The 23,015-nt window shown below is 51.4% G+C and carries 23 protein-coding genes; 7 read left to right on the forward strand and 16 right to left on the reverse strand.

Features of this window, described 5'->3' with window-relative positions; translation table 11 throughout:
• Positions 1–345: 345 nt before the first annotated feature.
• Together dpiB and dpiA are read left to right on the forward strand one after the other, a co-directional pair.
• Positions 346–2,007: a sensor histidine kinase DpiB gene (gene dpiB, locus E1B03_RS08260; RefSeq protein ID WP_103768768.1), complete on the forward strand. Its 1,662-nt coding sequence runs from the start codon at positions 346–348 to the stop codon at positions 2,005–2,007.
• Positions 1,976–2,656 (forward strand): two-component response regulator DpiA, encoded by a 681-nt coding sequence (dpiA, locus tag E1B03_RS08265; protein ID WP_003831279.1) that lies wholly within the window; start codon positions 1,976–1,978, stop codon positions 2,654–2,656. Before dpiB ends, dpiA begins: the two co-directional genes overlap by 32 nt.
• Positions 2,657–2,772: 116 nt before the next feature.
• On the opposite strand, the gene dcuC is transcribed toward dpiA, so the two are convergent.
• Complete coding sequence (dcuC, locus tag E1B03_RS08270; RefSeq protein ID WP_133086034.1) at positions 2,773–4,158, reverse strand: anaerobic C4-dicarboxylate transporter DcuC; 1,386 nt, start codon at positions 4,156–4,158, stop codon at positions 2,773–2,775.
• A gap of 462 nt (positions 4,159–4,620) precedes the next feature.
• Here dcuC and pagP point away from each other — a divergent pair, with 462 nt between their 5' ends.
• Both pagP and cspE read left to right on the forward strand, forming a co-directional pair.
• A complete protein-coding gene (pagP, locus tag E1B03_RS08275; RefSeq protein WP_103768771.1) occupies positions 4,621–5,184 on the forward strand; it encodes a lipid IV(A) palmitoyltransferase PagP in 564 nt (187 codons plus the stop codon).
• Positions 5,185–5,373: 189 nt separating this feature from the next.
• On the forward strand, positions 5,374–5,583 hold the full coding sequence (gene cspE, locus E1B03_RS08280; RefSeq protein WP_000034825.1) for a transcription antiterminator/RNA stability regulator CspE: 210 nt from the start codon (positions 5,374–5,376) through the stop codon (positions 5,581–5,583).
• 51 nt (positions 5,584–5,634) lie between these two features.
• Here the strand turns inward: cspE and crcB are convergent, their stop codons facing one another.
• Positions 5,635–6,018: a fluoride efflux transporter CrcB gene (gene crcB / locus E1B03_RS08285; protein ID WP_103768772.1), complete on the reverse strand. Its 384-nt coding sequence runs from the start codon at positions 6,016–6,018 to the stop codon at positions 5,635–5,637.
• 90 nt (positions 6,019–6,108) lie between these two features.
• On the opposite strand from crcB, the gene E1B03_RS08290 reads away from it, so the two are divergent.
• Complete coding sequence (locus tag E1B03_RS08290; RefSeq protein ID WP_103768773.1) at positions 6,109–6,897, forward strand: deaminated glutathione amidase; 789 nt, start codon at positions 6,109–6,111, stop codon at positions 6,895–6,897.
• 128 nt (positions 6,898–7,025) lie between these two features.
• Positions 7,026–7,229, forward strand: coding sequence for a twin-arginine translocase subunit TatE (gene tatE, locus E1B03_RS08295; protein WP_016152230.1), 204 nt, complete (start codon positions 7,026–7,028; stop codon positions 7,227–7,229).
• 96 nt (positions 7,230–7,325) lie between these two features.
• Here tatE and lipA read toward each other — a convergent pair whose 3' ends face one another.
• From lipA to E1B03_RS08345, 10 genes are all read right to left on the reverse strand, one after another.
• Positions 7,326–8,291, reverse strand: a complete 966-nt coding sequence (lipA, locus tag E1B03_RS08300) for a lipoyl synthase (protein WP_003022702.1) — start codon at positions 8,289–8,291, stop codon at positions 7,326–7,328.
• 206 nt (positions 8,292–8,497) lie between these two features.
• Positions 8,498–9,139, reverse strand: a complete 642-nt coding sequence (gene lipB / locus E1B03_RS08305; RefSeq protein ID WP_133086035.1) for a lipoyl(octanoyl) transferase LipB — start codon at positions 9,137–9,139, stop codon at positions 8,498–8,500.
• 114 nt (positions 9,140–9,253) lie between these two features.
• Entirely contained in the window at positions 9,254–9,517 is a 264-nt protein-coding gene (gene ybeD / locus E1B03_RS08310; RefSeq protein ID WP_003022706.1) for a DUF493 family protein YbeD, read from the reverse strand.
• A gap of 106 nt (positions 9,518–9,623) precedes the next feature.
• The gene (gene dacA, locus E1B03_RS08315) at positions 9,624–10,835 is read right to left on the reverse strand and encodes a D-alanyl-D-alanine carboxypeptidase DacA (RefSeq protein ID WP_003022711.1); all 1,212 of its coding nucleotides are present in this window, start codon (positions 10,833–10,835) and stop codon (positions 9,624–9,626) included.
• 142 nt (positions 10,836–10,977) lie between these two features.
• A complete protein-coding gene (rlpA, locus tag E1B03_RS08320) occupies positions 10,978–12,081 on the reverse strand; it encodes an endolytic peptidoglycan transglycosylase RlpA (RefSeq protein WP_133086036.1) in 1,104 nt (367 codons plus the stop codon).
• A 10-nt stretch (positions 12,082–12,091) separates the two neighbouring features.
• Positions 12,092–13,204 carry a peptidoglycan glycosyltransferase MrdB gene (mrdB, locus tag E1B03_RS08325; protein ID WP_006685529.1) on the reverse strand — a complete coding sequence of 371 codons (1,113 nt, stop codon included), beginning with the start codon at positions 13,202–13,204 and terminating at the stop codon, positions 12,092–12,094.
• 2 nt (positions 13,205–13,206) lie between these two features.
• Positions 13,207–15,108, reverse strand: a complete 1,902-nt coding sequence (gene mrdA, locus E1B03_RS08330) for a peptidoglycan DD-transpeptidase MrdA (RefSeq protein WP_043015570.1) — start codon at positions 15,106–15,108, stop codon at positions 13,207–13,209.
• A gap of 30 nt (positions 15,109–15,138) precedes the next feature.
• Positions 15,139–15,606 (reverse strand): 23S rRNA (pseudouridine(1915)-N(3))-methyltransferase RlmH, encoded by a 468-nt coding sequence (gene rlmH / locus E1B03_RS08335; protein ID WP_003022725.1) that lies wholly within the window; start codon positions 15,604–15,606, stop codon positions 15,139–15,141.
• Positions 15,607–15,609: 3 nt separating this feature from the next.
• Entirely contained in the window at positions 15,610–15,927 is a 318-nt protein-coding gene (gene rsfS, locus E1B03_RS08340; protein ID WP_003022728.1) for a ribosome silencing factor, read from the reverse strand.
• 254 nt (positions 15,928–16,181) lie between these two features.
• Complete coding sequence (locus tag E1B03_RS08345) at positions 16,182–16,793, reverse strand: adenosylcobalamin/alpha-ribazole phosphatase (protein ID WP_133086037.1); 612 nt, start codon at positions 16,791–16,793, stop codon at positions 16,182–16,184.
• A gap of 96 nt (positions 16,794–16,889) precedes the next feature.
• On the opposite strand from E1B03_RS08345, the gene cobD reads away from it, so the two are divergent.
• Complete coding sequence (gene cobD, locus E1B03_RS08350) at positions 16,890–17,984, forward strand: threonine-phosphate decarboxylase CobD (protein WP_133086038.1); 1,095 nt, start codon at positions 16,890–16,892, stop codon at positions 17,982–17,984.
• Here the strand turns inward: cobD and nadD are convergent.
• From nadD to leuS, 4 genes are read right to left on the reverse strand one after another with little or no spacing between them, the layout of a single operon-like run.
• Entirely contained in the window at positions 17,959–18,600 is a 642-nt protein-coding gene (gene nadD / locus E1B03_RS08355) for a nicotinate-nucleotide adenylyltransferase (protein ID WP_103769008.1), read from the reverse strand. The genes cobD and nadD overlap by 26 nt on opposite strands.
• 1 nt (position 18,601) lies before the next feature.
• Entirely contained in the window at positions 18,602–19,633 is a 1,032-nt protein-coding gene (gene holA / locus E1B03_RS08360) for a DNA polymerase III subunit delta (protein ID WP_103768777.1), read from the reverse strand.
• Positions 19,633–20,226, reverse strand: a complete 594-nt coding sequence (lptE, locus tag E1B03_RS08365; RefSeq protein WP_103768778.1) for an LPS assembly lipoprotein LptE — start codon at positions 20,224–20,226, stop codon at positions 19,633–19,635. Before lptE ends, holA begins: the two co-directional genes overlap by 1 nt.
• A 14-nt stretch (positions 20,227–20,240) precedes the next feature.
• Entirely contained in the window at positions 20,241–22,823 is a 2,583-nt protein-coding gene (gene leuS, locus E1B03_RS08370) for a leucine--tRNA ligase (RefSeq protein ID WP_133086039.1), read from the reverse strand.
• Positions 22,824–23,015: the final 192 nt, after the last annotated feature.

Here is a 23,015-nt window from a genome sequence, read left to right on the forward strand (position 1 = left end):
TTGTTGCTCTGTTTAGCAACCTGATAACGTTTTGTTTTCAATTGAAGGGAATTGTTTTTTATTACGGAGTATTTCTTTTTTTCCCTGCTGTATACATCGTAAGGGGTATTTTGGAGGTAAATTTTGATTTATTTCACAATAAGTTAGAAGGTTTTAATGTGTTTTATGGTTTTAAGTTTTTTAATTAATTTAATCCCAAGATGGCGTGTGGTTTTTATTTGTTTAATTGATTTAAGGTGGGGAATCTGCAACGATCCTGTTTTATACCGTGACTTGTAAATAGAACATTTTAATTACAACTACAATGAGAAATAAGTTTTTGTTAACGTTGGTGAGGAAAAGGTGATGGCAGAACATAAAAATAAAACACGGTTTCCTTTTTTTCGCAGCCTGGCGTTTCCGTTGCGTATCTTTCTGCTTATTTTGGTCGTTTCCGTTTTTATTATCGCCGCGCTAGCGCAGTATTTTACCGCCAGCTTTGAAGATTATCTGGCGTCACATGTCCGTGATATGGCAATGAACCAGGCCAAAATCATCGCTTCTAACGACAGCATCATCACGGCGGTGAAGCATCGTGACTACAAGCGTCTGGCGACCATTGCCGACAAACTGCAAAGCGGGACAGACTTCGACTATGTCGTTATCGGAGATACCAACTCTATCCGTCTTTATCATCCGAATCCGGAAAAAATTGGCTACCCGATGCAGTTCACTAAACCCGGCGCACTGGAAAAAGGAGAGAGCTACTTTATTACCGGCAAAGGGTCGATCGGGATGGCGATGCGGGCCAAAACCCCTATATTTGATGACGATGGCAAAATCATTGGTGTGGTCTCAATTGGCTATCTGATCAGTAAAATCGATAGCTGGCGATCGGACTTTTTGCTGCCAATGGCGGGCGTATTTATCCTGCTCTTGCTGGTTCTTATGCTGCTCTCCTGGTTTTTTGCCGCCCACATCCGCCGCCAGATGCTGGGGATGGAGCCTAAACAAATCGCGCGGGTGGTGCGTCAGCAGGAAGCGCTATTCAGCTCGGTGTATGAAGGATTGATTGCTGTGGATCCTGATGGCTATATCACGGCAATAAACCGCAGCGCGAGAAAAATGCTGGGGCTGTCTTCACCAGGGCGAAAGTGGCTGGGAAAACCGGTTAATGAGGTGGTTCAGCCAGCAGACTTTTTTACCCAACAGATTGCGGAACAACGTCAGGACGCAATGGTGAACTTTAATGGCCTGAGCGTTATCGCCAACCGTGAGGCGATTCGCTCTGGCGATGAACTGCTCGGCGCAATTATCAGTTTTCGCAGTAAAGATGAAATTGCCACCCTCAATGCGCAATTAACGCAGATCAAACAGTATGTAGAGAGCCTGAGAACGCTGCGTCATGAGCACCTGAACTGGATGTCGACCATTAATGGCCTGCTGCAAATGAAAGAATATGACCGCGTTTTGGCAATGGTTCAGGGGGAGTCACAGGCGCAACAGCAACTGATTGACAGTCTGCGCGGCGCGTTTGCCGATCGTCAGGTAGCAGGTCTGTTGTTTGGCAAGGTGCAGCGCGCACGGGAACTGGGCCTTACCATGACCATCGTTCCTGGCAGCCAACTGCATCAACTTCCCGAGGGACTGGACAGCACAGAGTTTGCAGCAATTGTTGGCAATCTGCTTGATAATGCATTTGAAGCGAGCTTGCGCACCCAGCAAGGTAACAAGGTTGTCGAACTCTATTTGAGCGATGAAGGGGATGACGTCATCATCGAAGTTGCCGATCAGGGGTGCGGTGTGCCGGAAGCATTGCGTGAAAAAATATTTGAACAGGGTGTGAGCACCCGTACCGATGAACCCGGTGAACATGGCATCGGTTTGTATCTGATTGCAAGTTATGTGAGGCGCTGTAACGGGGTGATTACGCTCGAAGATAATTCCCCTTGCGGCACTTTATTTTCTTTATTTCTTCCGAAAGTGAAAAAAAATAATGACGGAACCATTAACGCTGTTGATCGTTGAGGATGAAACGCTACTGGCGGAAATGCATGCTGAATATATCCGCCATATACCCGGCTTCAGCCAGATATGGCTGGCGGGTAATCTTGCGCAGGCGAGGATGATGATTGAGCGTTTTAAGCCTGGTCTGATACTGCTCGACAACTACTTGCCGGACGGCAAGGGAATTACTTTGTTGCATGAGCTAACCCAGGCGCGCTATCCGGGCGGCGTGGTGTTTACCACAGCGGCCAGCGATATGGAAACGGTCTCCGAGGCGGTGCGCAGTGGCGCGTTTGATTATCTGGTCAAACCCATTGCTTACGAGCGTCTGGGGCAGACGCTGACGCGCTACCAACAGCGCAGACGCATGCTGGCTGGTAATGACAGCGCCAGCCAAAAGCAGATTGATGAAATGTTCAATGCCTACGCGCGCGGCGAGCCGAAAGGCGATTTGCCGACCGGGATTGACGCCTTAACGCTGAATGCGGTATTGAAATTATTTGCCGATCCGACGGTACATCATACTGCGGAAACGATCGCCCAGGCGCTTACTATCAGCCGTACCACCTCCAGGCGCTACCTGGAATACTGTGCCAGTCGTCATTTGATTATTGCGGAGATTATTCACGGTAAGGTAGGGAGACCGCAGCGTATTTATCACGGCGGCTAAATGCTGATTTCTGACGTAGGCCGGATAAGATGCTTTAGCATCGATATCCGGCAACGGTACGGTTTAAATGCCGGATGCGGCGTAAATGCCTTATCCGGCCTACATTTCACTGAATATCAGTTGCCAACGACGGCTGAAGAAGAGCCAGGTACCATAACTTCCGTGGCGATAATCACCACCAGCAGTCCAACCAGGACCGGAACCGAGGTACGTTTCACCACTTCGAACGGAGAAATCTTCGCCATACCTGCAACCGCAACCACCACGCCGGAGACCGGAGAAATTGTGCGTCCGAGGTTTGAGGCCTGCAGCATTGGGATTACAAGGTAAGCCGGGTTAATGCCGGAAGAATGCGCCAGTTTGGGGATCATCTCTACGAAGGCATAGAACGGGGCGTTACCGGAGCCCGTGGTCATTGCCGCCAGCATAGTCAGGATCACCAGCACCATCATCAGAATAATGCTCGCTGAGCCAAACGAGGTGGCGATGGAAATCAGACTCTGGATAAAGCCGATTGTGCTCAGACCCTGGGCAAAAACACCGGCAGCGACTAACAACATCACTACGTTTGCAAAGGCATCCGCCATGCCCCGGTAGGCGACTTCCAGGCCCGAGAAAACTTTCTGGGTGTTGAATCCACGTACGAACTCCAGTACCGCAGCAATAAGCATGCACAGCACCAGAATCGTAATGATGTGCAGCTGTGGACCCCATTTACCATCAAAAATCAGGACGCCAACGATCGGGGTAAACGGCAGGATGGCGTAAAATGACGGGGCGGTAGTGGTGATTTCAGCCACATCTAACATTTCATGAGAAATGTTCTCTTTTTTATCCAGATAACGCTGCCAGAAAAAGTGGGCAAACGCCATAGCAATAATGGCGGCTATGGAAATTGGCAACGTGGTTTTAAACGCGAAATCGATCAGCGGCATTTCTGCGGCTTTGGCAGCCAGCACCACGTCACCGGATGTCGGGGAAAGAATGATTGCGGCAGGGGAGGCACAAATGGCCGCTGCGGCACCACGACTGATCCCAACGTTAACCATGACCGGGAACAATGTTGCCATCAGCAATACGCCCAGGCCGGTTGCGGAAGAAACCGCCAGGGACATCAGGCAGGCGACAAAATAGGCGGCAATCATCAACAGATAAGGTGAGTTGATATACTGCAATGGCTTGGATGCCAGCTTAACCACCATATCGTTTGCGCCAATATGGGTCATATAGGCGGCAAAACCACACAGCATCATAATCATCATGCCTAGATCGCCACCACGGCTCATCAGCAAAATTTTAATATATTCAACAATATCTGTTGCCGTATAGCCCGTTGTCTCCGCGCTGGACGGTAAAACTTTATGGCCCATCAGAGCACTGATAATCAGTAAAACCAGACCGCCAACAAACAGTACGCCCGTTGCGGAATAACCTTTAATGATGTAGCGCGCTACACCCACAATAACCACAACCCCAATAAGGAGTTCAATAAATGTCAACATTGTTTCCCCTGTCGCATTGCTGCCCAGAAAGTAAAAAAACTAAAAAAAGTAAAAAGTGGTGACAGAATGTGCCTAATAAACCGATAACTCTTGCTGATTGAAATCAATAAAAATACGGATTCAACCGATGGTTAAGCCGTTTTTTCTGCATCGCGGTAAAAAAAAGAATTTCACAATAAAAAACTGTGAAGCGCAGCGCCGGTGTGTGTTGTTTGTATCTATATTGATTATTAATTGTTAATTTATTGTGATGTTATTTAACTTTTTCCGCAGCAAAGCACAATTTATTGGCAATAAAGAGAAAATAGTTCCAATGATAAGGCTCAGTAAATAAAGGGATAATAATCTTAAAGATTATCGGCTGAGGATTATTCTGATTTTTTATCAGCGCATTTTTGTTAAGCTAACATTAAGGTTGGATTTGCTACAATTAATAATAAATCCCAGGATGGTAATTAAGTTGTGATTGTCGCTAAACGATATTTTCTCATTTTTTCATTTCTTTTTATTCAGTTAGCTTTCATTCCCCAGGGCGCTGCTGAAGATAAAGGCTGGTTTGCTACTTTTAAAGATAATGTTCGCGAAACCTGGCAGCAGCCGGAACATTACGATCTGTATGTACCTGCTATTACCTGGCATGCGCGTTTTGCCTACGATAAAGAAAAAACGGATCGCTACAATGAACGCCCATGGGGGGCAGGATTTGGTCAATCCCGTTGGGATGATAAAGGTAACTGGCACGGACTCTATATTATGGCCTTTAAGGATTCCTACAATAAATGGGAACCGATCGGCGGCTATGGCTGGGAAAAAACCTGGCGACCGCTGGCGGATGAAAACTTCCATACAGGTCTCGGTTTTACCGCCGGTTTTACCGCTCGCGATAACTGGAACTACATTCCGGTACCCGTGCTGTTGCCGCTGGCATCAATTGGCTATGGTCCGGCAACGTTTCAGATGACCTACATTCCAGGAACGTATAACAACGGCAATGTCTACTTCGCCTGGATGCGTTTCCAGTTTTGATAGGTTACCTGCTTTGTCAGGTGGTTTGTTGAAAAATGTTTCAAAAACAAATGGATATGAAGTTTGACTGAAAAATAACGCGACATTTATCACTTTTTGATAAAGTTCGACTGGACAAAGTGCATCACAATTGTTGTACTGATACCCGACACAGCATTTGTGTCTATTTTTCATGTAAAGGTAATTTTGATGTCTAAGATTAAAGGTAACGTTAAGTGGTTTAATGAGTCCAAAGGATTCGGTTTCATTACTCCGGAAGATGGCAGCAAAGACGTGTTCGTACACTTCTCTGCAATCCAGACCAATGGTTTTAAAACTCTGGCTGAAGGTCAGCGTGTAGAGTTCGAAATCACTAACGGTGCCAAAGGCCCTTCTGCTGCAAACGTAATCGCTCTGTAAGCATACGACAGCAAGCATTCAAAACCCGCTTAATTGCGGGTTTTTTTCGTTTTAATGTGCGGAAGAGGCAGAAACCAGCCAGAATGCGAGGGCGGTCATCGCAAATGATCCCAGCAGATTAACCAGCACATTCACCATAGCCCAGCCAAAGCGTCCTTCCTGCAGTAAAAATACCACCTCAGCCGAGAAGGTGGAGAATGTTGTCAGCCCCCCGCAGAACCCGGTGGTAATCAACACCTTCCACATTGGATCAATGTGTGTCATGCGATTAAACCATGCCAGACCCATACCAATGATAAATGCGCCAAGTAAGTTTGCCGCCAGCGTACCGAATGGGATGGCCTGGTGCAGCGGATTAAACCGCATGCTTAACATCCATCTTGCTACGCTACCCGTACCACCACCGATAAAAACCGCTAAAAGGAGTTGTAACACTGCGTAATCCTGCTATTTGATTGTATAGAGGGTGAGTGTAACGCTGAATAATCATTGTTGGCGAGCTTAACAAAGTTTTCTGGAGGGAATATGTTCGTTGCTGCAGGGCAATTTGCCGTGGGACCATCATGGGAAAAAAATGCAGAAACCTGTGCCTTACTGATGTCTCAGGCAGCAGGCGAGGGGGCATCGCTGCTGGTATTACCGGAGGCTTTGCTGGCGCGTGACGATTTTGACCCTGACCTGTCAGTGAAATCAGCCCAGCTGTTGGAAGGTGGGTTTCTGACGCGTTTGTTGCGAGAAAGCGCGCAAAATGAGATGACGACAATCCTGACCATTCATGTCCCCTCTGTGCCTGGCCGGGCGTTTAATATGCTGGTGGCGCTACGGGCAGGTCAGGTCGTGGCCCATTACGCGAAATTACATCTTTATGATGCCTTTTCGATTCAGGAATCACGTAATGTGGACGCAGGGGACGCCATAGCGCCGCTGCTGGACGTAGACGGATTAAAAGTAGGGCTAATGACCTGCTATGACCTGCGCTTCCCTGAGCTGGCGCTGGCGCACGCGTTGCAGGGGGCCGAGATCCTCGTTTTACCCGCGGCCTGGGTGCGAGGATCGCTAAAAGAGCATCACTGGGCTACGCTTTTGGCTGCAAGAGCGTTAGATGCAACTTGCTACCTGATTGCGGCCGGAGAGTGCGGTAACAAGAACATCGGCCAAAGTCGGGTCATCGATCCCTTTGGCGTGACCATTGCCGCCGCAGCAGAAACGCCCGCACTCATTATGGCCGAGGTTTCCGCCGAGCGGGTGAGGCAGGTCAGAGCACAACTTCCGGTGTTAGCTAACCGGCGCTTTGCGCCACCGCAATTATTATGACGTTTTTTTAAACAAGGCTTGATTCACCTTGTTACAGATTGCTATTGTGTGCGCGCGTCGAAAGGCCGTTAATATTCTCAGGTTAATATGGCGCTTTATGCAGCCTGGTTTAAGTGAAGAAGGTATCTATGGGTGAGATTAGTATTACCAAACTGCTGGTGGTTGCCGCACTGGTTGTTCTGCTGTTTGGTACCAAGAAGTTACGTACACTGGGTGGAGACCTGGGGACGGCAATCAAGGGCTTCAAGAAAGCAATGAACGACGATAATGCCGATGCCAAGAAAGAGGCTGATGGTAGCGTTCAGGCTGAGAAGCTTTCTCATAAAGAGTAATGTCAGGAGCATGATGCTCATACTGCAAACTCTGCATGAAAAAAACCGGCGATTTGCCGGTTTTTTATTGCTGATATGTAAGTGAGTATTACACGATTACTTTACTTCCAGCCCTTTGGCCTGCATGTCAGCATGGTAGGACGAGCGAACGAATGGACCACAAGCAGCATGGGTAAAGCCCATTGCCATCGCTTCGGCTTTCATCTCATCGAACTCATCCGGGCTTACATAGCGTTGAACCGGCAGGTGATGACGACTTGGCTGTAAATACTGCCCCAGCGTCAGCATGGTCACGCCATGGCTGCGCAGGTCGCGCATGACCTCAATGATTTCAGCATTGGTTTCGCCCAGACCCACCATCAGACCCGACTTGGTTGGGATCTCCGGGTGCGCTTCTTTGAAACGTTCCAGAAGCTTCAATGACCAGTTGTAGTCAGCCCCTGGGCGTACATTGCGATAAATACGCGGTACGTTTTCGAGGTTGTGGTTAAACACGTCCGGCGGCGTGGCTGTGAGGATATCCAGCGCGCGATCCATACGACCACGGAAGTCAGGCACCAGCGTTTCGATTTTAATCGACGGACTTTTCTCACGAATAGCGGTGATGCAGTCGGCAAAGTGCTGAGCGCCGCCGTCACGCAGATCGTCACGGTCAACGGAGGTAATGACGACATAGCGCAGAGCCATGTCCGCAATCGTCTGAGCCAGTTTTAATGGTTCGTTAGCATCAGGAGCAACCGGACGGCCATGGGCAACGTCACAGAATGGGCAACGGCGAGTACAGATTGCGCCGAGGATCATAAAGGTTGCGGTTCCGTGATTGAAACATTCAGCCAGGTTAGGGCAGGAAGCTTCTTCGCAGACAGAGTGCAGGCCGTTTTTGCGCATTGCCGCTTTGATGCCCTGGATGCGAGTGGAGTCCGCTGGCAGTTTTATTTTCATCCATTCCGGTTTACGCAGCAGGGCTTCACGCTCTGTTGCCACATTTTTAACCGGGATAAGAGCCATCTTATCGGCATCGCGGTATTTAACACCGCGTTCCATCACAATGGGTTTACTCATAGCTTGCGTGTTCCAGTTGCGAATTACGAAGGAAAGCGTTTCAATTCAAGGGAATGTTGCATTTATCAACTATTTTTGAATTATTGATACGCAGTATATCATTGAAACGGGCCAGAAAGCAGCCTGACAGGCTGGCAAAATGTAAAATAGTTGTTGTTTTGTGCCATTTGCCACAACATATGCCGTGGCAAAGTATGTACAGATTTTCAGTCCACGATGTACTCGTGCGGTGGGTTACCCAACAGCGTCAGAATGTTGGCCAGCAGGCGTGGGCGAATGCTCGCGGTCGTGGCAGTGCTATCCCACTGCGATACCTTCGCCATCTCCATTCCGGCATAACCACAAGGATTAATACGCAGGAAAGGCGACAGGTCCATATCCACGTTGAGCGCTAACCCGTGAAAAGAACATCCTTTACGAATACGTAACCCCAAAGAGCAGATTTTCTTCTCACCAACGTATACGCCAGGCGCATCGGCTCGCGGGTGGGCGTCAATGCCGATTTCCGCAAGGGTATTGACGACGGTTTGCTCCAGCAGCGTAACCAGTTCGCGAACGCCAAGTTTACGACGCTTCAGGTTCAACAGCACATACATGACCTGCTGGCCCAGCCCGTGATAGGTCACCTGGCCGCCACGATCGCTCTGGATCACCGGAATATCTCCGGGCATCAGTACGTGTTCTGCTTTACCTGCCTGACCCTGAGTAAAGACAGGATAATGCTCTACCAGCCAGATTTCATCATGACTGTTTTCATCGCGGGTATCGGTAAATTCATGCATGGCCAGAGAGACTGGCTCGTAAGGTTGAAGACCGAGCTGGCGGACCCGAATTTTATCCTGATACAAAACGGAATCTCCGTAGATACTCACATAGAGTAGAGAATATAAAAGAGGGAGGAAAGTATATCACAGGAGGGAGAGGTTACCCGAGCGGGGATGCAGCGGGTAACCGACAGGTTTTTACAGCACCATGCGTACGATATCGATATTACCTAATTCTTCGTACAGCGTTTCAACCTGCTCAATGTGCGTAGCAGTAATGGTGATAGAGACCGAGTGGTAGTTGCCTTTGCTGCTCGGTTTTACCGTCGGAGAGTAATCACCTGGCGCATGGCGCTGTACCACTTCAACCACCTGATCAACCAGCTCAGGCAACGCCTGCCCCATTACTTTGTAAGTAAATGGAGTAGGGAATTCAAGCAGTTCGTTAAGTTTGGTTTTCATGTCAGCTCCGGCGTTACATCAATAAATAATAACTCCCACAGCGCGTGGGAGTTATCTGGATACCTAGTATATGGGGACGTAAATCACACTTTCAAGTGTTCGATTTTTAGCCAAACCAGTGATGGAACATTAATTTAATGTAATCAATGATTTTCCCAAAGAAGTTGCCTTCCGGGATTTCCTGCAGGACCACCAGCGGGCGCTGCTCAATGGTTTTGCCATCCAACTGGAAGTTGATGGTGCCGACAACCTGGTTTTTCTGCAGCGGTGCATGCAGTTCCGTGGTGTTCAGCACATAGCTTGCTTTCAGATCTTTCATGCGGCCGCGCGGAATGGTCAGATAGACATCTTTATCAACGCCTAACGATGCACGATCGGTGTTACCAAACCAGGCAGGTTCTGAGGCAAATTCTTTACCTACTTTCAGCGGATTCACGGTCTCGAAGAAACGGAAGCCCCAGGTCAGCAGTTTTTTACTTTCGGTTTCGCGGCCTTTATAGGTACGACCACCCATGACGGCGGAGATCAGACGCATCTGGCCTTCGGTTGCGGATGCAACGAGGTTATAGCCAGCCTTATCGGTATGACCGGTTTTGATACCGTCGACATTCAGGCTGTTATCCCACAGCAGGCCGTTACGGTTTAACTGACGAATGCCGTTAAAAGTGAACTCTTTTTCTTTATAGATAGAGTATTCGTTAGGCACGTCACGAATGAGTGCCTGGCCAATCATCGCCATATCGCGGGCAGAACTGTACTGGCCGTCAGCATCGAGACCGTGAACGGTCTGGAAGTGGGTATTTTTCAGGCCCAGCGCATTCACATAGCTGTTCATCAGACCGACGAAAGCATCCTGGCTACCTGCGGCGAAGTCCGCCATCGCCACGCACGCGTCGTTCCCGGATTGCAAGTTGATACCACGGATCAGCTGAGAAACAGGAACCTGCATGCCTGGCTTGAGGAACATCAGCGATGAACCTTTAAAGACCGGGTTGCCTGTAGCCCATGCGTCATTGCCGACGGTGACCAGATCGGTTTCTTTAAATTTCCCGGCTTTCATCGCCTGGCCGATGACGTAGCTGGTCATCATTTTGGTCAGACTGGCGGGGTCGCGGCGAGTGTCGGCGTTCTGTTCTGCGAGAACTTTACCTGAATTGTAATCAATCAGGATATACGACTCCGCATCGATCTGCGGAACGCCCGGGATCATGGTTTTAATATTCAGGTCATCGGCATGGGCAGCAGAGAGAGAGGCTGCGCAGAGAGCCGCGGTGAGCGCCATACGCTGCACGAAACGAGCGGAAAAAGTGGTCTTCATGGTCTGAACTACGACGTCCGTGATGAAATTAAAAAAAGTGCCCTACTATAGCAAATGCATAACTGGCAGGCATCTGACTTTCCGCGTGACTTTGTTAATGTCATTTACAGAAACTGACAGTTCAGATGCCTGATTTACGTTATTACACGCCGGTGATGAAGGACTGTAATTGCGCCTCGGATTGAAGACGCTGCTGCAATGTGGAGGCTTCAGCTTTGCTGGCGAACGGCCCCATCTGGATACGCCAGACAGCGCCGTTTTGTACCACCCGACCTGGGACGCCAAACTGCTGGCTTAAACGTTTTTGATACTGCTGCGCGCGCGATTGCTCGCTGACTGCGCCAACCTGCACCACGAAGCGTCCGTTAGCGGTTGCCGCTGGCGCTGCAACGGCTGCTGGTGTTGCTGCTGGTGCAGTTGGCGTTGTCGGTGTGGTGTTGGTTGATTGCGGTGCCGGAGTCGGCTCGCTACCTTCCAGCACGCCCGCAGCGAGCGTGGTCGGCGCACCGAGGAATCCACTGCTGTTCACTGGCGCACCGGTTGTATCATCGCTTTTCAGCGTGGAATTGCTGATTGGACGAATATCGCCTTGCGGCTGACCTGCATCCGTTGGCGAAGGCATGCTTCCCATATTACCGCCACCGCTTAAATCAGGACGCGCGGGCAGAGCATAAGTTTGTTTCGCGACCGTAGTACATGCCATACCCGGTCCGGACAATGAGCCATCCTGGGCGACGATGATCGGGTCGATACGTACTTTTGTGTTATTGGACGTGTTCAGACGATCGGCGGCGGCACGCGAAAGTGAAATCACACGATCGTTGCCATATGGGCCGCGATCGTTAATGCGTACGACGATCATCCTGCCGTTTGCCAGGTTGGTAATTCTGGCATAGCTTGGGATTGGCAGCGTCGGGTGCGCAGCGGTCAACTGCATCGGGTCGAACGCTTCGCCAGACGCGGTTAAGTTGCTTCCGGGTTCCGCATCATAGATAGCGGCAAGCCCAGCCTGGCTAAAGCGGGAGGGATCCTGGACTATTTTGTAGCTTTTACCATCACGTTGGTAGTCCTGATTCGCCGTTGGGTTCAGGGGTTCAAAGCGCGGATCGGCCCCGCTGATTTCAACAATCGGACCATTACACACCGCAGGCTGCGGCGCGACAGCAACCTGTTGCTGACCATCATCACTCGAACACGCCGCGAGCATTCCTGCTGCGATGCAGATACCAAGCCACTGCTTACGCATTGCGTACCCCTTACACGCTTTTCGACAACATTTTTCTATGGGTGTGGATCGACATAACAATCCCGAACCCGGCCATCAGCACGATAAGTGCCGAGCCTCCGTAACTGACCAGTGGGAGAGGAACCCCAACCACGGGCAGAATACCGCTCACCATACCAATATTTACGAAGACATAAACGAATAATATCAACATTAAACCACCCGCCATGACGCGACCAAAGGTGGTTTGTGCGCGAGCAGCGATCCATAATCCGCGCATAATCAGCAAAATGTACAGCGTCAGCAGAATCAAGATCCCCACCAGACCCAGCTCTTCTGCTAAGACCGCGAAGATAAAGTCAGTGTGGCGCTCGGGTAAAAACTCAAGCTGTGACTGCGTACCGTGCAGCCAGCCCTTGCCGCGTAGCCCGCCAGAGCCAATGGCAATTTTAGACTGAATGATGTGATAACCCGCGCCAAGAGGATCGGTTTCCGGGTCGAGCAACATCATGACGCGCTGACGCTGGTAGTCATGCATCAGGAAGAACCACAGTATCGGGATAAACGCCGCGACCAGAACCACCGCAACACCGATTAATCGCCAGCTCAAACCTGAAAGGAACAGGACAAACAGACCGGAAAGGGCAACCAGAATTGAGGTGCCGAGGTCAGGCTGGGCGGCGACCAGTAACGTGGGCATAAAAATTAGTACCAGCGCAATGGCGGTATTTTTTAGCGACGGAGGACAGACGTCACGGTTAATAAAACGTGCGACCATCAGCGGCACGGCGATTTTGGCGATTTCTGAGGGCTGAAAACGCACAATACCTAAATCCAGCCAGCGCTGCGCGCCTTTGGAAATGGCGCCGAAGGCGTCTACCGCCACCAACAGAATAATGCAGAAGATATAGAGATAGGGCGCCCAGCCCTCATAAACCCGGGGCGGAATTTGCGCCATCACGACCATGATCACCAGGCCCATTGCGATCTGGCCGACTTTGCGCTCCATCATGCCAATATCCTGGCCGCTGGCGCTCCAGATGACCAGCGAGCTGTAGACCAGCAGGGCCAGCAAAATAAGCAACATTGTGGGATCAATATGGATTTTGTCCCAGAATGTTTTTTTGTTCGGATTATCCGTCACGATTATTGGTCCTCCGCTGCTGCAACCGCGGGGTTTTCTGCAGGCAGATTGGTGTTGTTGTCGCCCAACATAATGTGGTCAAGGATTTGGCGCATAATGGTACCCACTGCCGGGCCCGCGCCGCCGTTTTCAAGGATCATGGCGACAGCAACCTGGGGTTTATCATAGGGGGCAAAGGCCGTCATCAGCTTGTGGTCACGTAAACGCTCGGCGATCTTATGTGCGTTATAGGTTTCATTGGCTTTCAGGCCAAAGACCTGCGCGGTACCAGATTTCGCCGCAATTTTGTAAGGCGCGCCTGCAAAATATTTGTGCGCAGTGCCGTTAGGGCGGTTCGCGACACCGTACATACCGTCTTTCGCGATTTCCCAATAACCGGAATGAATATCGCCAACGGGCGGTTCGTGCGGCTGTACCCACGGCACCTGCTTGCCATCCTCTGCCGTGCTCATCAGCAGATGCGGAACTTTTACCAAACCGTCGTTGATAAGGATCATCAGCGCTTTACTCATCTGGATAGGGGTTGCTGTCCAGTAACCCTGACCGATGCCGACCGGAATGGTATCACCCTGGTACCATGGTTTTTTAAACCGTTTTTGCTTCCACTCGCGGGTTGGCATGTTGCCGGAACGTTCTTCGGCAAGATCGATGCCCGTATATTGGCCGTAGCCAAACTTGCTCATCCACTCTGAAAGCCGGTCTATCCCCATATCATAGGCGATTTGATAGAAAAACGTATCCGCGGACTCTTCCAGAGAACGGGTGATGTTCAGATGGCCGTGCCCCCACTTTTTCCAGTCGCGATAACGTTTTTCTGAGCCCGGTAGCTGCCACCAGCCCGGATCGAACAGGCCGGTATTGCGCGTTATAACGCCCGCGCTGAGCGCAGAAACCGCGACGTAAGGTTTTACCGTCGAAGCTGGAGGGTAAACGCCCTGCGTGGCGCGGTTAACCAATGGGGTATTCGGGTCATTGAGCAACCCGGAGTAATCTTTGCTGGAGATGCCATCCACAAACAGGTTCGGGTCGTAGCTCGGCATGGATACCAGCGCCAGAACGCCGCCGGTACGCGGGTCGGTAACCACCACGGCGGCACGACTACCCGCCAGTAGCGTTTCAATGTACTGCTGGAGTTTCAAATCCAGAGTGAGATAGATATCGTGCCCGGCCTGCGGCGCCACTTCTTTCAACTGGCGAATGACGCGGCCGCGGTTGTTCACTTCAACTTCTTCATAACCGGTCTGCCCGTGAAGGACGTCTTCGTAATAACGTTCAATACCCAGCTTGCCGATGTCGTGTGTCGCCGCGTAGTTAGCCAGCTTGCCGTCTTTGTCCAGGCGGTCCACGTCTTTATCGTTGATCTTCGATACGTAGCCAATCACGTGGGTCAGCGCTGAGCCGTAGGGGTAATAGCGGCGTTTATAGCCTTTAACTTCGACGCCTGGAAAGCGATATTGATTTACGGCAAACCGTGCGACCTGAACTTCAGTCAGATTGGTTTTTACCGGAATAGAGGTGAAACGGTGTGAACGGGCGCGCTCTTTTTTAAAGGCGGCAATATCGTCGTCCGTCAGGTCTACGACATTGCGCAGCGCGTCGAGCGTATCCTGAATGTTGTCGACCTTTTCCGGCATCATTTCAATTTGATAAATGGTGCGGTTAAGGGCGAGCGGAATGCCGTTGCGGTCATAAATAATGCCGCGACTTGGCGCGATAGGGACGAGTTTGATGCGGTTTTCGTTCGAGCGCGTCTGGTAATCAGTGAAACGAACGATTTGCAGATTATAAAGGTTGGCGATTAGCACGCCGGTGAGCAGCAAAATCCCCAAAAAAGCGACCAGCGCCCGGCGCACAAACAGCGCGGACTCAGCCGAATAGTCGCGAAAAGAATTCTGTAGTTTCATCCGCTGCTTAATCTACTCAAGAATCAATGATCACTCACGGTGATAAGGATGGTTGGTGGTAATGCTCCACGCCCTGTACAGACTCTCCGCTACCAGAACCCGAACAAGTGGGTGAGGAAGGGTTAATGCAGAGAGTGACCAGCTTTGTTCCGCTGCCGCTTTACAGGCGGGAGAGAGACCTTCCGGCCCGCCAATCAGCAGGCTGACGTCACGACCGTCCAGTTTCCAGCGCTCCAGTTCGGTCGCCAGCTGCGGCGTGTCCCAGGGTTTCCCGGGGATATCAAGGGTGACGATGCGGTTTTTGCCGGCGGCAGCCAGCATCTGCTCACCCTCTTTGTCGAGAATGCGTTTAATGTCCGCGTTCTTGCCGCGTTTTCCTGCCGGGATTTCGATCAGCTCAAAGGGCATATCTTTCGGAAACCGACGCAGATACTCGGTAAATCCGGTTTGCACCCAATCTGGCATTTTCGTACCCACAGCGACAAGTTGCAGCTTCACGCATTAACTCCAGAGTTTTTCCAGTTCATACAGGCGACGGCTCTCTTCCTGCATTACGTGGACAATCACATCGCCGAGGTCAACGACGATCCAGTCAGCAACATTCTCGCCTTCCACGCCAAGCGGCAGCAGGCCAGCAGTGCGGGATTCCTGAACAACGTGATCTGCGATAGACATAACGTGACGGCTGGATGTGCCGGTGCAGATAATCATGCAATCAGTGATGCTGGATTTGCCCTGAACGTCTAAGGCGATGATGTCTTGACCTTTCAGGTCATCAATTTTGTCGATTACAAAATCCTGGAGTGCTTTACCCTGCAAGTGTTCCCCCTGGGTGAAAAGAGTTAAAAACGTCTGTTAGTATATCTGAACCAGAGGCGATATCGGGACAAATGTCTCCGAAAGCGCTTTTGAAGTGCGCTATCATCCCACCCCACGCCACAGAATGCATCGCCATTTTTGTAAAACAATTTCTGCAAAGCTCTGAAGGGCGGGAAAAGTCAGGTTGCGGAGAATAACAGCCTGTCATGGGGTGTCAATGGGAGAGAGGCCCTTCGACAGAAAAAACAGCGCTTTCATTCACCTTCGCGCCATACGGCGCGGCTGTTAAGTACTTTCAGAACCGCAAAATCATCACAAAAATCAATCGCGCTCCAGCAGCCTTGTTCGACGCGGAAATGCCACATTGCTGATGCCGGCATGGACAACAGTCGGGTGATCATCACGCTCAGTACCCCCTGATGGCTTACCACCAGCAGGTTTTGGCACGCTTTATAGTCAGCAAGTTGGGTAATAAAACGTTCAACGCGTTGAGAAAATGCCTGAAAACCCTCGCCATTAGTGGGTGTCGCATTCTGCCAGTCGTTGCACCACACGGCATAATTTTCGGCGTCTTCGCGCGCAAGATCGCGATGGTGGCGCATTTCCCAGTCGCCAAAAAACATCTCATTAAGCTCAGGTATTTTGCGTACAGGAACCTCGCGATCGCCTAAGATCAACTGTGTTGTATGGCGGGCGCGTTCCAGCTCGCTGCACAAAACGTTGTCGACAGGGACATTGCGTAACAGCGTACCCAGCGTTTGTGCCTGAGCGATCCCCCGTTCCGTTAGCGGTGTGGGGGCGTGGCCGCTGTATAAACCCGCAACATTGGCTTCGGTTTCTCCATGACGTACTAACCAGAGTCTCATGTTTTCCTCGTGAGGCTATTCGCACAAAATATGATGTTTGCCCTGATTGCGCAGAGATTTTTCACTAAAATACTCTTTTTTACGTGGAGCGGCACGATGTCTTTATTGAAGAGCGCGCATGGCGGCAATACCCGAGAAGCTGCCGAATTGTTGGGCATCTCGCCAGAACAATTGCTGGATTTTAGCGCGAATATTAACCCGCTGGGTATGCCGGAAAATTTAAAACGCGCAATTATCGACAATATAGACTGCGCGGAGCGGTACCCGGATGTTGAGTACGCACAACTGCATGCGGCGCTGGCGGAACATCATCAGATTCCGGCCTCGTGGATACTTGCCGGAAACGGTGAGACTGAGTCCATTTTCGCCATCGTGCATGGCCTGAAGCCACGCCACGCGATGATCGTAACGCCCGGGTTTGCGGAATATCGTCGGGCACTGCAATGGGGAGACTGTACCATACATGAGTTTGCGTTACGCGAAGAGGATGGCTGGCAGCTTACCGATGCGATTCTCGATGCGTTAACTTCAGAGCTGGACTGCCTGTTTCTCTGTACACCCAACAATCCCACCGGGTTACTGCCCGATACACGCCTGCTGCGCGAGATTGCCACACGTTGTGAGCGGCTTGGGGTCACTCTGATCCTTGATGAAGCGTTTATCGATTTTATTGCCGGCGAATCGGGATTTATCCCACTACTCCACGAGAACCCACATATTTGGGTACTGCGATCGCTGACCAAATTCTATGCGATACCGGGACTGCGTCTGGGATATCTGGTCAACAGTAACGAACAGGCCGTTGCACAGATGCGCAGCCGACAAATGCCGTGGTCAATAAATGCGTTTGCAGCACTGGCAGGCGAGATTATCTTAGGCGATAACGCTTACCAACAGGCGACGTGGAAATGGCTGGAGCAAGAGGGAGCGCGATTTGATCAACAGTTGCAGGATTTGCCCGGCCTGACGGTGTATTCCGGTCGGGCAAATTATCGTTTATTACGCTGCGATCGTGCGGATATTGATTTGCAACATGCGTTGCTGGAACAACATGTCCTGATCCGCAGTTGTGCTAATTATCCAGGGTTGGATGCACGCTACTATCGGGTTGCTGTTCGCAGCCTGGAAGAGAATAACCGCCTGTTGACGGCCTTACGCAAGGTGCTTAGCGATATAACCCCTGCTGATTGATATAGTCTAGCACTGCGCCTGGCATCAGGTCGTCACACGGCTCGCCTTTTTCCAGGCGCTCGCGGATGAGCGTGGCAGAGATGTTGAACCATGGCGTTTCGGCCAGGTAAATTTTTCCGCAAGGCAGGTTGTGCAGGTCATCTGGTGAATGGGTCAGATGATCCTCCAGCCATTGCTGGTGCTTTTCCTGCGCCATTTCGAGCGGATAGCCCGGACGTCGGCACACGATAAGATGGGTATTATCCAGAATCGTGTGGTAGTCATGCCACGAAGGGAAGGTAAGCAGCGAATCCTGACCAATGATAAACGCTAACGGTACGTTCGGGCCTTGCTCCTCGCGCCACTCTTTTAGCGTTTGTGCGGTGTAGGAGGCGGTATCGCGTTTCAGTTCGCGTTCGTCCAGGGAAAACAGCGGCTTATCAGCAATGGCCAATTCAACCATGCGCTTACGTTGCTCACCGGACGCTTCGGGCTGCGCACGATGTGGCGGCACGTTATTGGGCATGATGATGACCCGGGAAAGGCCAATCAGATTCGCCAGAATTTCAACCGGTTTAAGATGACCATAATGCACCGGATCAAAGGTGCCACCGAACAGAGCCTGCAATGATTTCATATCAACCATCAATAAAAACATCGGCCAGCGATTTATGACAGAGCAAAAGGGAAAGCCCCTCAAGTTCTGCCCACACTGACTGACCATAGTCTTGTTTAAGCGTAATTTCCGTACGCGTTAACAGCGTTACCGCCTGACGCAGCTGCGCCGGACTCAGCCGGTTTAGCGCATCGCCCATCATGCCGCGTCGATTTTGCCACACCCGGTGTTTATCAAACAACGTGCGCAAAGGCGTGTGGGCCGACTGCCGTTTTAAGTTAACCAGCAGCAGCAATTCTCGCTGTATCGTACGCAGCAAAATAACCGGCTCACTGCCTTCCAGGCGTAGCTGTTGCAGAATGTGCAGCGCGCGTTTGCTTTTGCCCATCAGTAGCGCATCTACCCAGTGGAACGGGGTAAAGTGCGCGGCATCATTAACGGCTTTTTCCACGCGAGGTAGCGTTAGCTTGCCATCAGGCCAAAGCAGCGCTAACCGTTCCAGCGCTTGCGCCAGCGCCAACAGATTACCTTCATAGCAATAGCACAACAGCTGATTGGCTGCGTCATCGAGATGCAGGTTGTTAAGTTTCGCCCTGGCAGCGACCCAGCGTGGGAGCTGTGCTTGCTCCGGGGTCTGGCAGCTTACCTGAACTGCGTTGTTCGCTAGTCCGGTATACCAGGCAGCGTTTTCCTGCGCTTTGGTGAGTTTGTTGCCGCGAACAATCAGCAGCAGATCGTCATGTAACAGCGTGACGAGTGAAGCGAGCTGTTCGTTAATGGCGGCATTGGGGCCATTTTCAGGCAACTGAAGAAGCAGGGTTTGACGACTGGCAAACAGGCTCATCGCCTGGCAGAGTGAAAAGATTTCCCCCCAGTCGGTGCTGTTGTCCAGGGTGAAAGCGTGATGTTCTTCGAACCCTTGCGTTGCGGCAGCCAGACGGACGGCATCCTGGCTTTCCTGCACTAATAGGGGATCGTTACCTAACAGTAAGTAAGCCGCGCGCAGCCCTTCATTGAGCTGTGCGCGGAGTTGTTCAGGGTACAACTTGAGCATCAGTTACCCAGCGTGGTGGAGACACGCGCCGGAGATGACGCTGGCGTTGCAGCATTATTCACCGCAGGTTCAGCATCAGCATTGGATGACTGAGTATCGGCCAGATGTACGCTTGGCAGCTTACGAATTAGCTGTTCAGCCGCTTTGTCATACATCTCTTTGATGATCATGTCCTGCTCGTTATCCTTCGCCAGTGCAGCCTGAGAGTTATCAAAGAATGAACGATAAACTTTGGCGCTGATAGGGTAAATATCATGACCTGGAATCAGCACAGTAGCTCTTACGGACATCACCATCTGGTATTCAGCCGTTTGACCATTCTGGAATACCGACGCCGTATCCTTTGAGAGACTCACATCTCCCAGTCGTAAGGACGTTACATCTTTACGCATTGAACCGTCTTCAAGCAGCGTAACGCCGTTCAGACGCAGCTGATTACGAACCGCGCGGCTTAACGGGCCGTTCGGATCGCCAGTGTTCAGAATCATGGTTTTCATTGAGGGTGGAACCTGCGTAGTACTACGCAGATGCCAGCCACACCCGGCGGTGACAAGCACCGCCAGAGATAACAACAATGTTGTCAGAAGTCGCACGCTTCCTCCCGCGCTTAGCCAACGACCAGATTGAGGAGTTTACCCGGTACATAAATCACTTTACGCACGGTAACGCCATCAAGATATTTTGCCACCAGATGCTCCTGGCCAGCACGTTCACGAACCTGTTCTTCAGTGGCGTTTACCGGAACGGTGATTTTGCCACGTACTTTGCCGTTTACCTGAACCACAACCAGCGTTGAGTCTTCAACCATTGCCGCTTCGTCCGCCACCGGCCACGGCGCGTTGTCGATATCGCCTTCGCCTTTCAGCGCCTGCCACAGGGTGAAGCAAACGTGCGGGGTGAACGGGTTGAGCATGCGTACAACAGCGAGTAACGCTTCCTGCATCAGGGCTCTGTCTTGTTCGTCTTCCTGCGGTGCTTTCGCCAGCTTGTTCATCAGTTCCATAATCGCCGCAATGGCGGTGTTAAAGGTCTGACGACGACCGATATCATCGGTGACTTTAGCAATGGTTTTGTGCACGTCGCGACGCAGCGCTTTTTGATCTTCGCTCAGCGCATCAACGTTCAGGGCAGCAACATCCCCCTGAGAAGTATGTTCGTAAACCAGTTTCCATACACGTTTCAGGAAGCGGTTCGCCCCTTCAACGCCGGATTCCTGCCATTCCAGGGTCATGTCAGCCGGAGAGGCGAACATCATGAACAGGCGCACGGTGTCCGCGCCGTAACGTTCAACCATCACCTGCGGGTCGATGCCGTTGTTTTTCGACTTGGACATCTTGCTCATGCCGGTATACACCAGTTCATGACCTTCGGCATCCTTCGCCTTCACGATACGACCTTTTTCGTCGCGTTCGACGATGGCATCAACCGGAGAAACCCAGTTACGCTCGCCGTTTGCGCCAACGTAGTAGAACGCATCGGCCAGCACCATACCCTGACACAGCAGCTGTTTAGCCGGTTCGTCAGAGTTGACCATGCCTGCGTCGCGCATCAGTTTGTGGAAGAAGCGGAAGTAGAGCAGGTGCATGATGGCATGTTCAATACCGCCAATGTAGATATCAACCGGCAGCCAGTAGTTAGCGGCGTCGGAATCCAGCATACCTTCTTGATACTGCGGGCAGGTGTAGCGCGCGTAGTACCAGGACGACTCCATAAAGGTATCGAAGGTGTCGGTTTCACGCAGCGCAGGCATGCCGTTAACGGTGGTTTTCGCCCACTCAGGATCGGCTTTGATCGGGCTGGTGATGCCGTCCATAACCACGTCTTCCGGCAGAATAACCGGCAGTTGGTCTTCTGGGGTTGGCAGTACGGTACCGTCTTCCAGCGTCACCATCGGAATCGGCGCGCCCCAGTAACGCTGACGGGAAACCCCCCAATCACGCAGACGGAAGTTCACTTTACGCTCACCCACGCCTTTCGCGACCAGCTTGTCAGCAATGGCGTTGAAGGCAGCTTCGAAGTCGAGGCCATCAAACTCACCGGAGTTAAACAGCACACCTTTTTCGGTCAGTGCCTGTTCAGACAGGTCCGGCTCTGCGCCTTCAGCGGTCAGAATTACCGGCTTGATGGTCAGGCCATATTTGGTGGCAAATTCGTAATCGCGCTGATCGTGGCCCGGAACGGCCATGACTGCGCCCGTACCGTATTCCATCAGAACGAAGTTTGCTGCCCAAACGGGGATCTCTTCGCCAGTCAGTGGGTGAACGGCTTTAAAGCCAGTGTCGACGCCTTTTTTCTCCATGGTCGCCATTTCAGCTTCTGCAACCTTGGTGTTGCGGCATTCGTCAATGAAGGCGGCCAGTTCAGGATTATTTGCAGCGGCTTTCTGCGCCAGCGGGTGACCTGCGGCAACGGCCAGGTAGGTCGCACCCATAAAGGTGTCCGGGCGGGTGGTGTAAACGGTCAGCGTGTTGTCGTAACTGTTCACATCAAAGGTGATTTCCACGCCTTCAGAACGGCCAATCCAGTTGCGCTGCATCGTTTTCACGGTGTCAGGCCAGTGATCTAAATTATCCAGGTCGCGCAGCAGTTCGTCAGCGTAGGCGGTGATTTTAATGAACCATTGCGGGATCTCTTTACGCTCAACTTTGGTATCGCAACGCCAGCAGCAGCCGTCGATAACCTGTTCGTTCGCCAGTACGGTCTGGTCGTTCGGGCACCAGTTGACCGCAGACGTTTTCTTATACACCAGGCCTTTTTTGTACAGCTCGGTGAAGAATTTCTGTTCCCAACGGTAGTATTCTGGGGTGCAGGTCGCCAGCTCACGGCTCCAGTCGTAACCGAAACCCAGCATTTTGAGCTGGTTTTTCATGTAGGCGATGTTGTCGTACGTCCACGGAGCCGGGGCAGTGTTGTTTTTAACCGCAGCGCCTTCCGCAGGAAGGCCGAACGCATCCCAGCCAATTGGCTGCAGTACGTTTTTGCCCAGCATACGCTGGTAGCGGGCGATCACGTCACCGATGGTGTAGTTACGTACGTGGCCCATGTGTAGTCGACCAGAAGGATAGGGAAGCATAGACAGGCAGTAATACTTCTCTTTGCTCTCGTCTTCGGTAACTTCAAATGTGCGCTTCTCATCCCAGTGAAGCTGTACTTTGGATTCTATCTCTTCCGGGCGGTATTGCTCTTGCATGGCAGCCAGTGGTCCTGTTTTCAATACAGCTACAAACGTAGCTCTAGATGTGGTGTTTCAGATCCGCATAGCATAGCCCAAACGCCCGCGCCAAAACAGCCTTTCGCGCATTCAGCGTTGAATTCCCGCAAGGATAATTCTTGCACGAATTTACACACTCTGTGGACAGTCTTGCAAAGCGTAGCGTAAATA

Origin of the sequence: Citrobacter arsenatis, from assembly GCF_004353845.1 — a bacterium.
Lineage (GTDB): Bacteria > Pseudomonadota > Gammaproteobacteria > Enterobacterales > Enterobacteriaceae > Citrobacter > Citrobacter arsenatis.

What these genes read in the sequence shown, in the direction of transcription:
- dpiB (WP_103768768.1), top strand. Translation starts at nt 346, where the DNA reads ATGGCAGAACATAAAAATAAAACACGGTTTCCTTTTTTTCGCAGCCTG.
- dpiA (WP_003831279.1), top strand. Translation starts at nt 1,976, where the DNA reads ATGACGGAACCATTAACGCTGTTGATCGTTGAGGATGAAACGCTACTG.
- dcuC (WP_133086034.1), bottom strand. Translation starts at nt 4,158, where the DNA reads ATGTTGACATTTATTGAACTCCTTATTGGGGTTGTGGTTATTGTGGGT.
- cspE (WP_000034825.1), top strand. Translation starts at nt 5,374, where the DNA reads ATGTCTAAGATTAAAGGTAACGTTAAGTGGTTTAATGAGTCCAAAGGA.
- E1B03_RS08290 (WP_103768773.1), top strand. Translation starts at nt 6,109, where the DNA reads ATGTTCGTTGCTGCAGGGCAATTTGCCGTGGGACCATCATGGGAAAAA.
- tatE (WP_016152230.1), top strand. Translation starts at nt 7,026, where the DNA reads ATGGGTGAGATTAGTATTACCAAACTGCTGGTGGTTGCCGCACTGGTT.
- lipA (WP_003022702.1), bottom strand. Translation starts at nt 8,291, where the DNA reads ATGAGTAAACCCATTGTGATGGAACGCGGTGTTAAATACCGCGATGCC.
- ybeD (WP_003022706.1), bottom strand. Translation starts at nt 9,517, where the DNA reads ATGAAAACCAAACTTAACGAACTGCTTGAATTCCCTACTCCATTTACT.
- dacA (WP_003022711.1), bottom strand. Translation starts at nt 10,835, where the DNA reads ATGAAGACCACTTTTTCCGCTCGTTTCGTGCAGCGTATGGCGCTCACC.
- rlpA (WP_133086036.1), bottom strand. Translation starts at nt 12,081, where the DNA reads ATGCGTAAGCAGTGGCTTGGTATCTGCATCGCAGCAGGAATGCTCGCG.
- mrdA (WP_043015570.1), bottom strand. Translation starts at nt 15,108, where the DNA reads ATGAAACTACAGAATTCTTTTCGCGACTATTCGGCTGAGTCCGCGCTG.
- E1B03_RS08345 (WP_133086037.1), bottom strand. Translation starts at nt 16,793, where the DNA reads ATGAGACTCTGGTTAGTACGTCATGGAGAAACCGAAGCCAATGTTGCG.
- cobD (WP_133086038.1), top strand. Translation starts at nt 16,890, where the DNA reads ATGTCTTTATTGAAGAGCGCGCATGGCGGCAATACCCGAGAAGCTGCC.
- nadD (WP_103769008.1), bottom strand. Translation starts at nt 18,600, where the DNA reads ATGAAATCATTGCAGGCTCTGTTCGGTGGCACCTTTGATCCGGTGCAT.
- holA (WP_103768777.1), bottom strand. Translation starts at nt 19,633, where the DNA reads ATGCTCAAGTTGTACCCTGAACAACTCCGCGCACAGCTCAATGAAGGG.
- leuS (WP_133086039.1), bottom strand. Translation starts at nt 22,823, where the DNA reads ATGCAAGAGCAATACCGCCCGGAAGAGATAGAATCCAAAGTACAGCTT.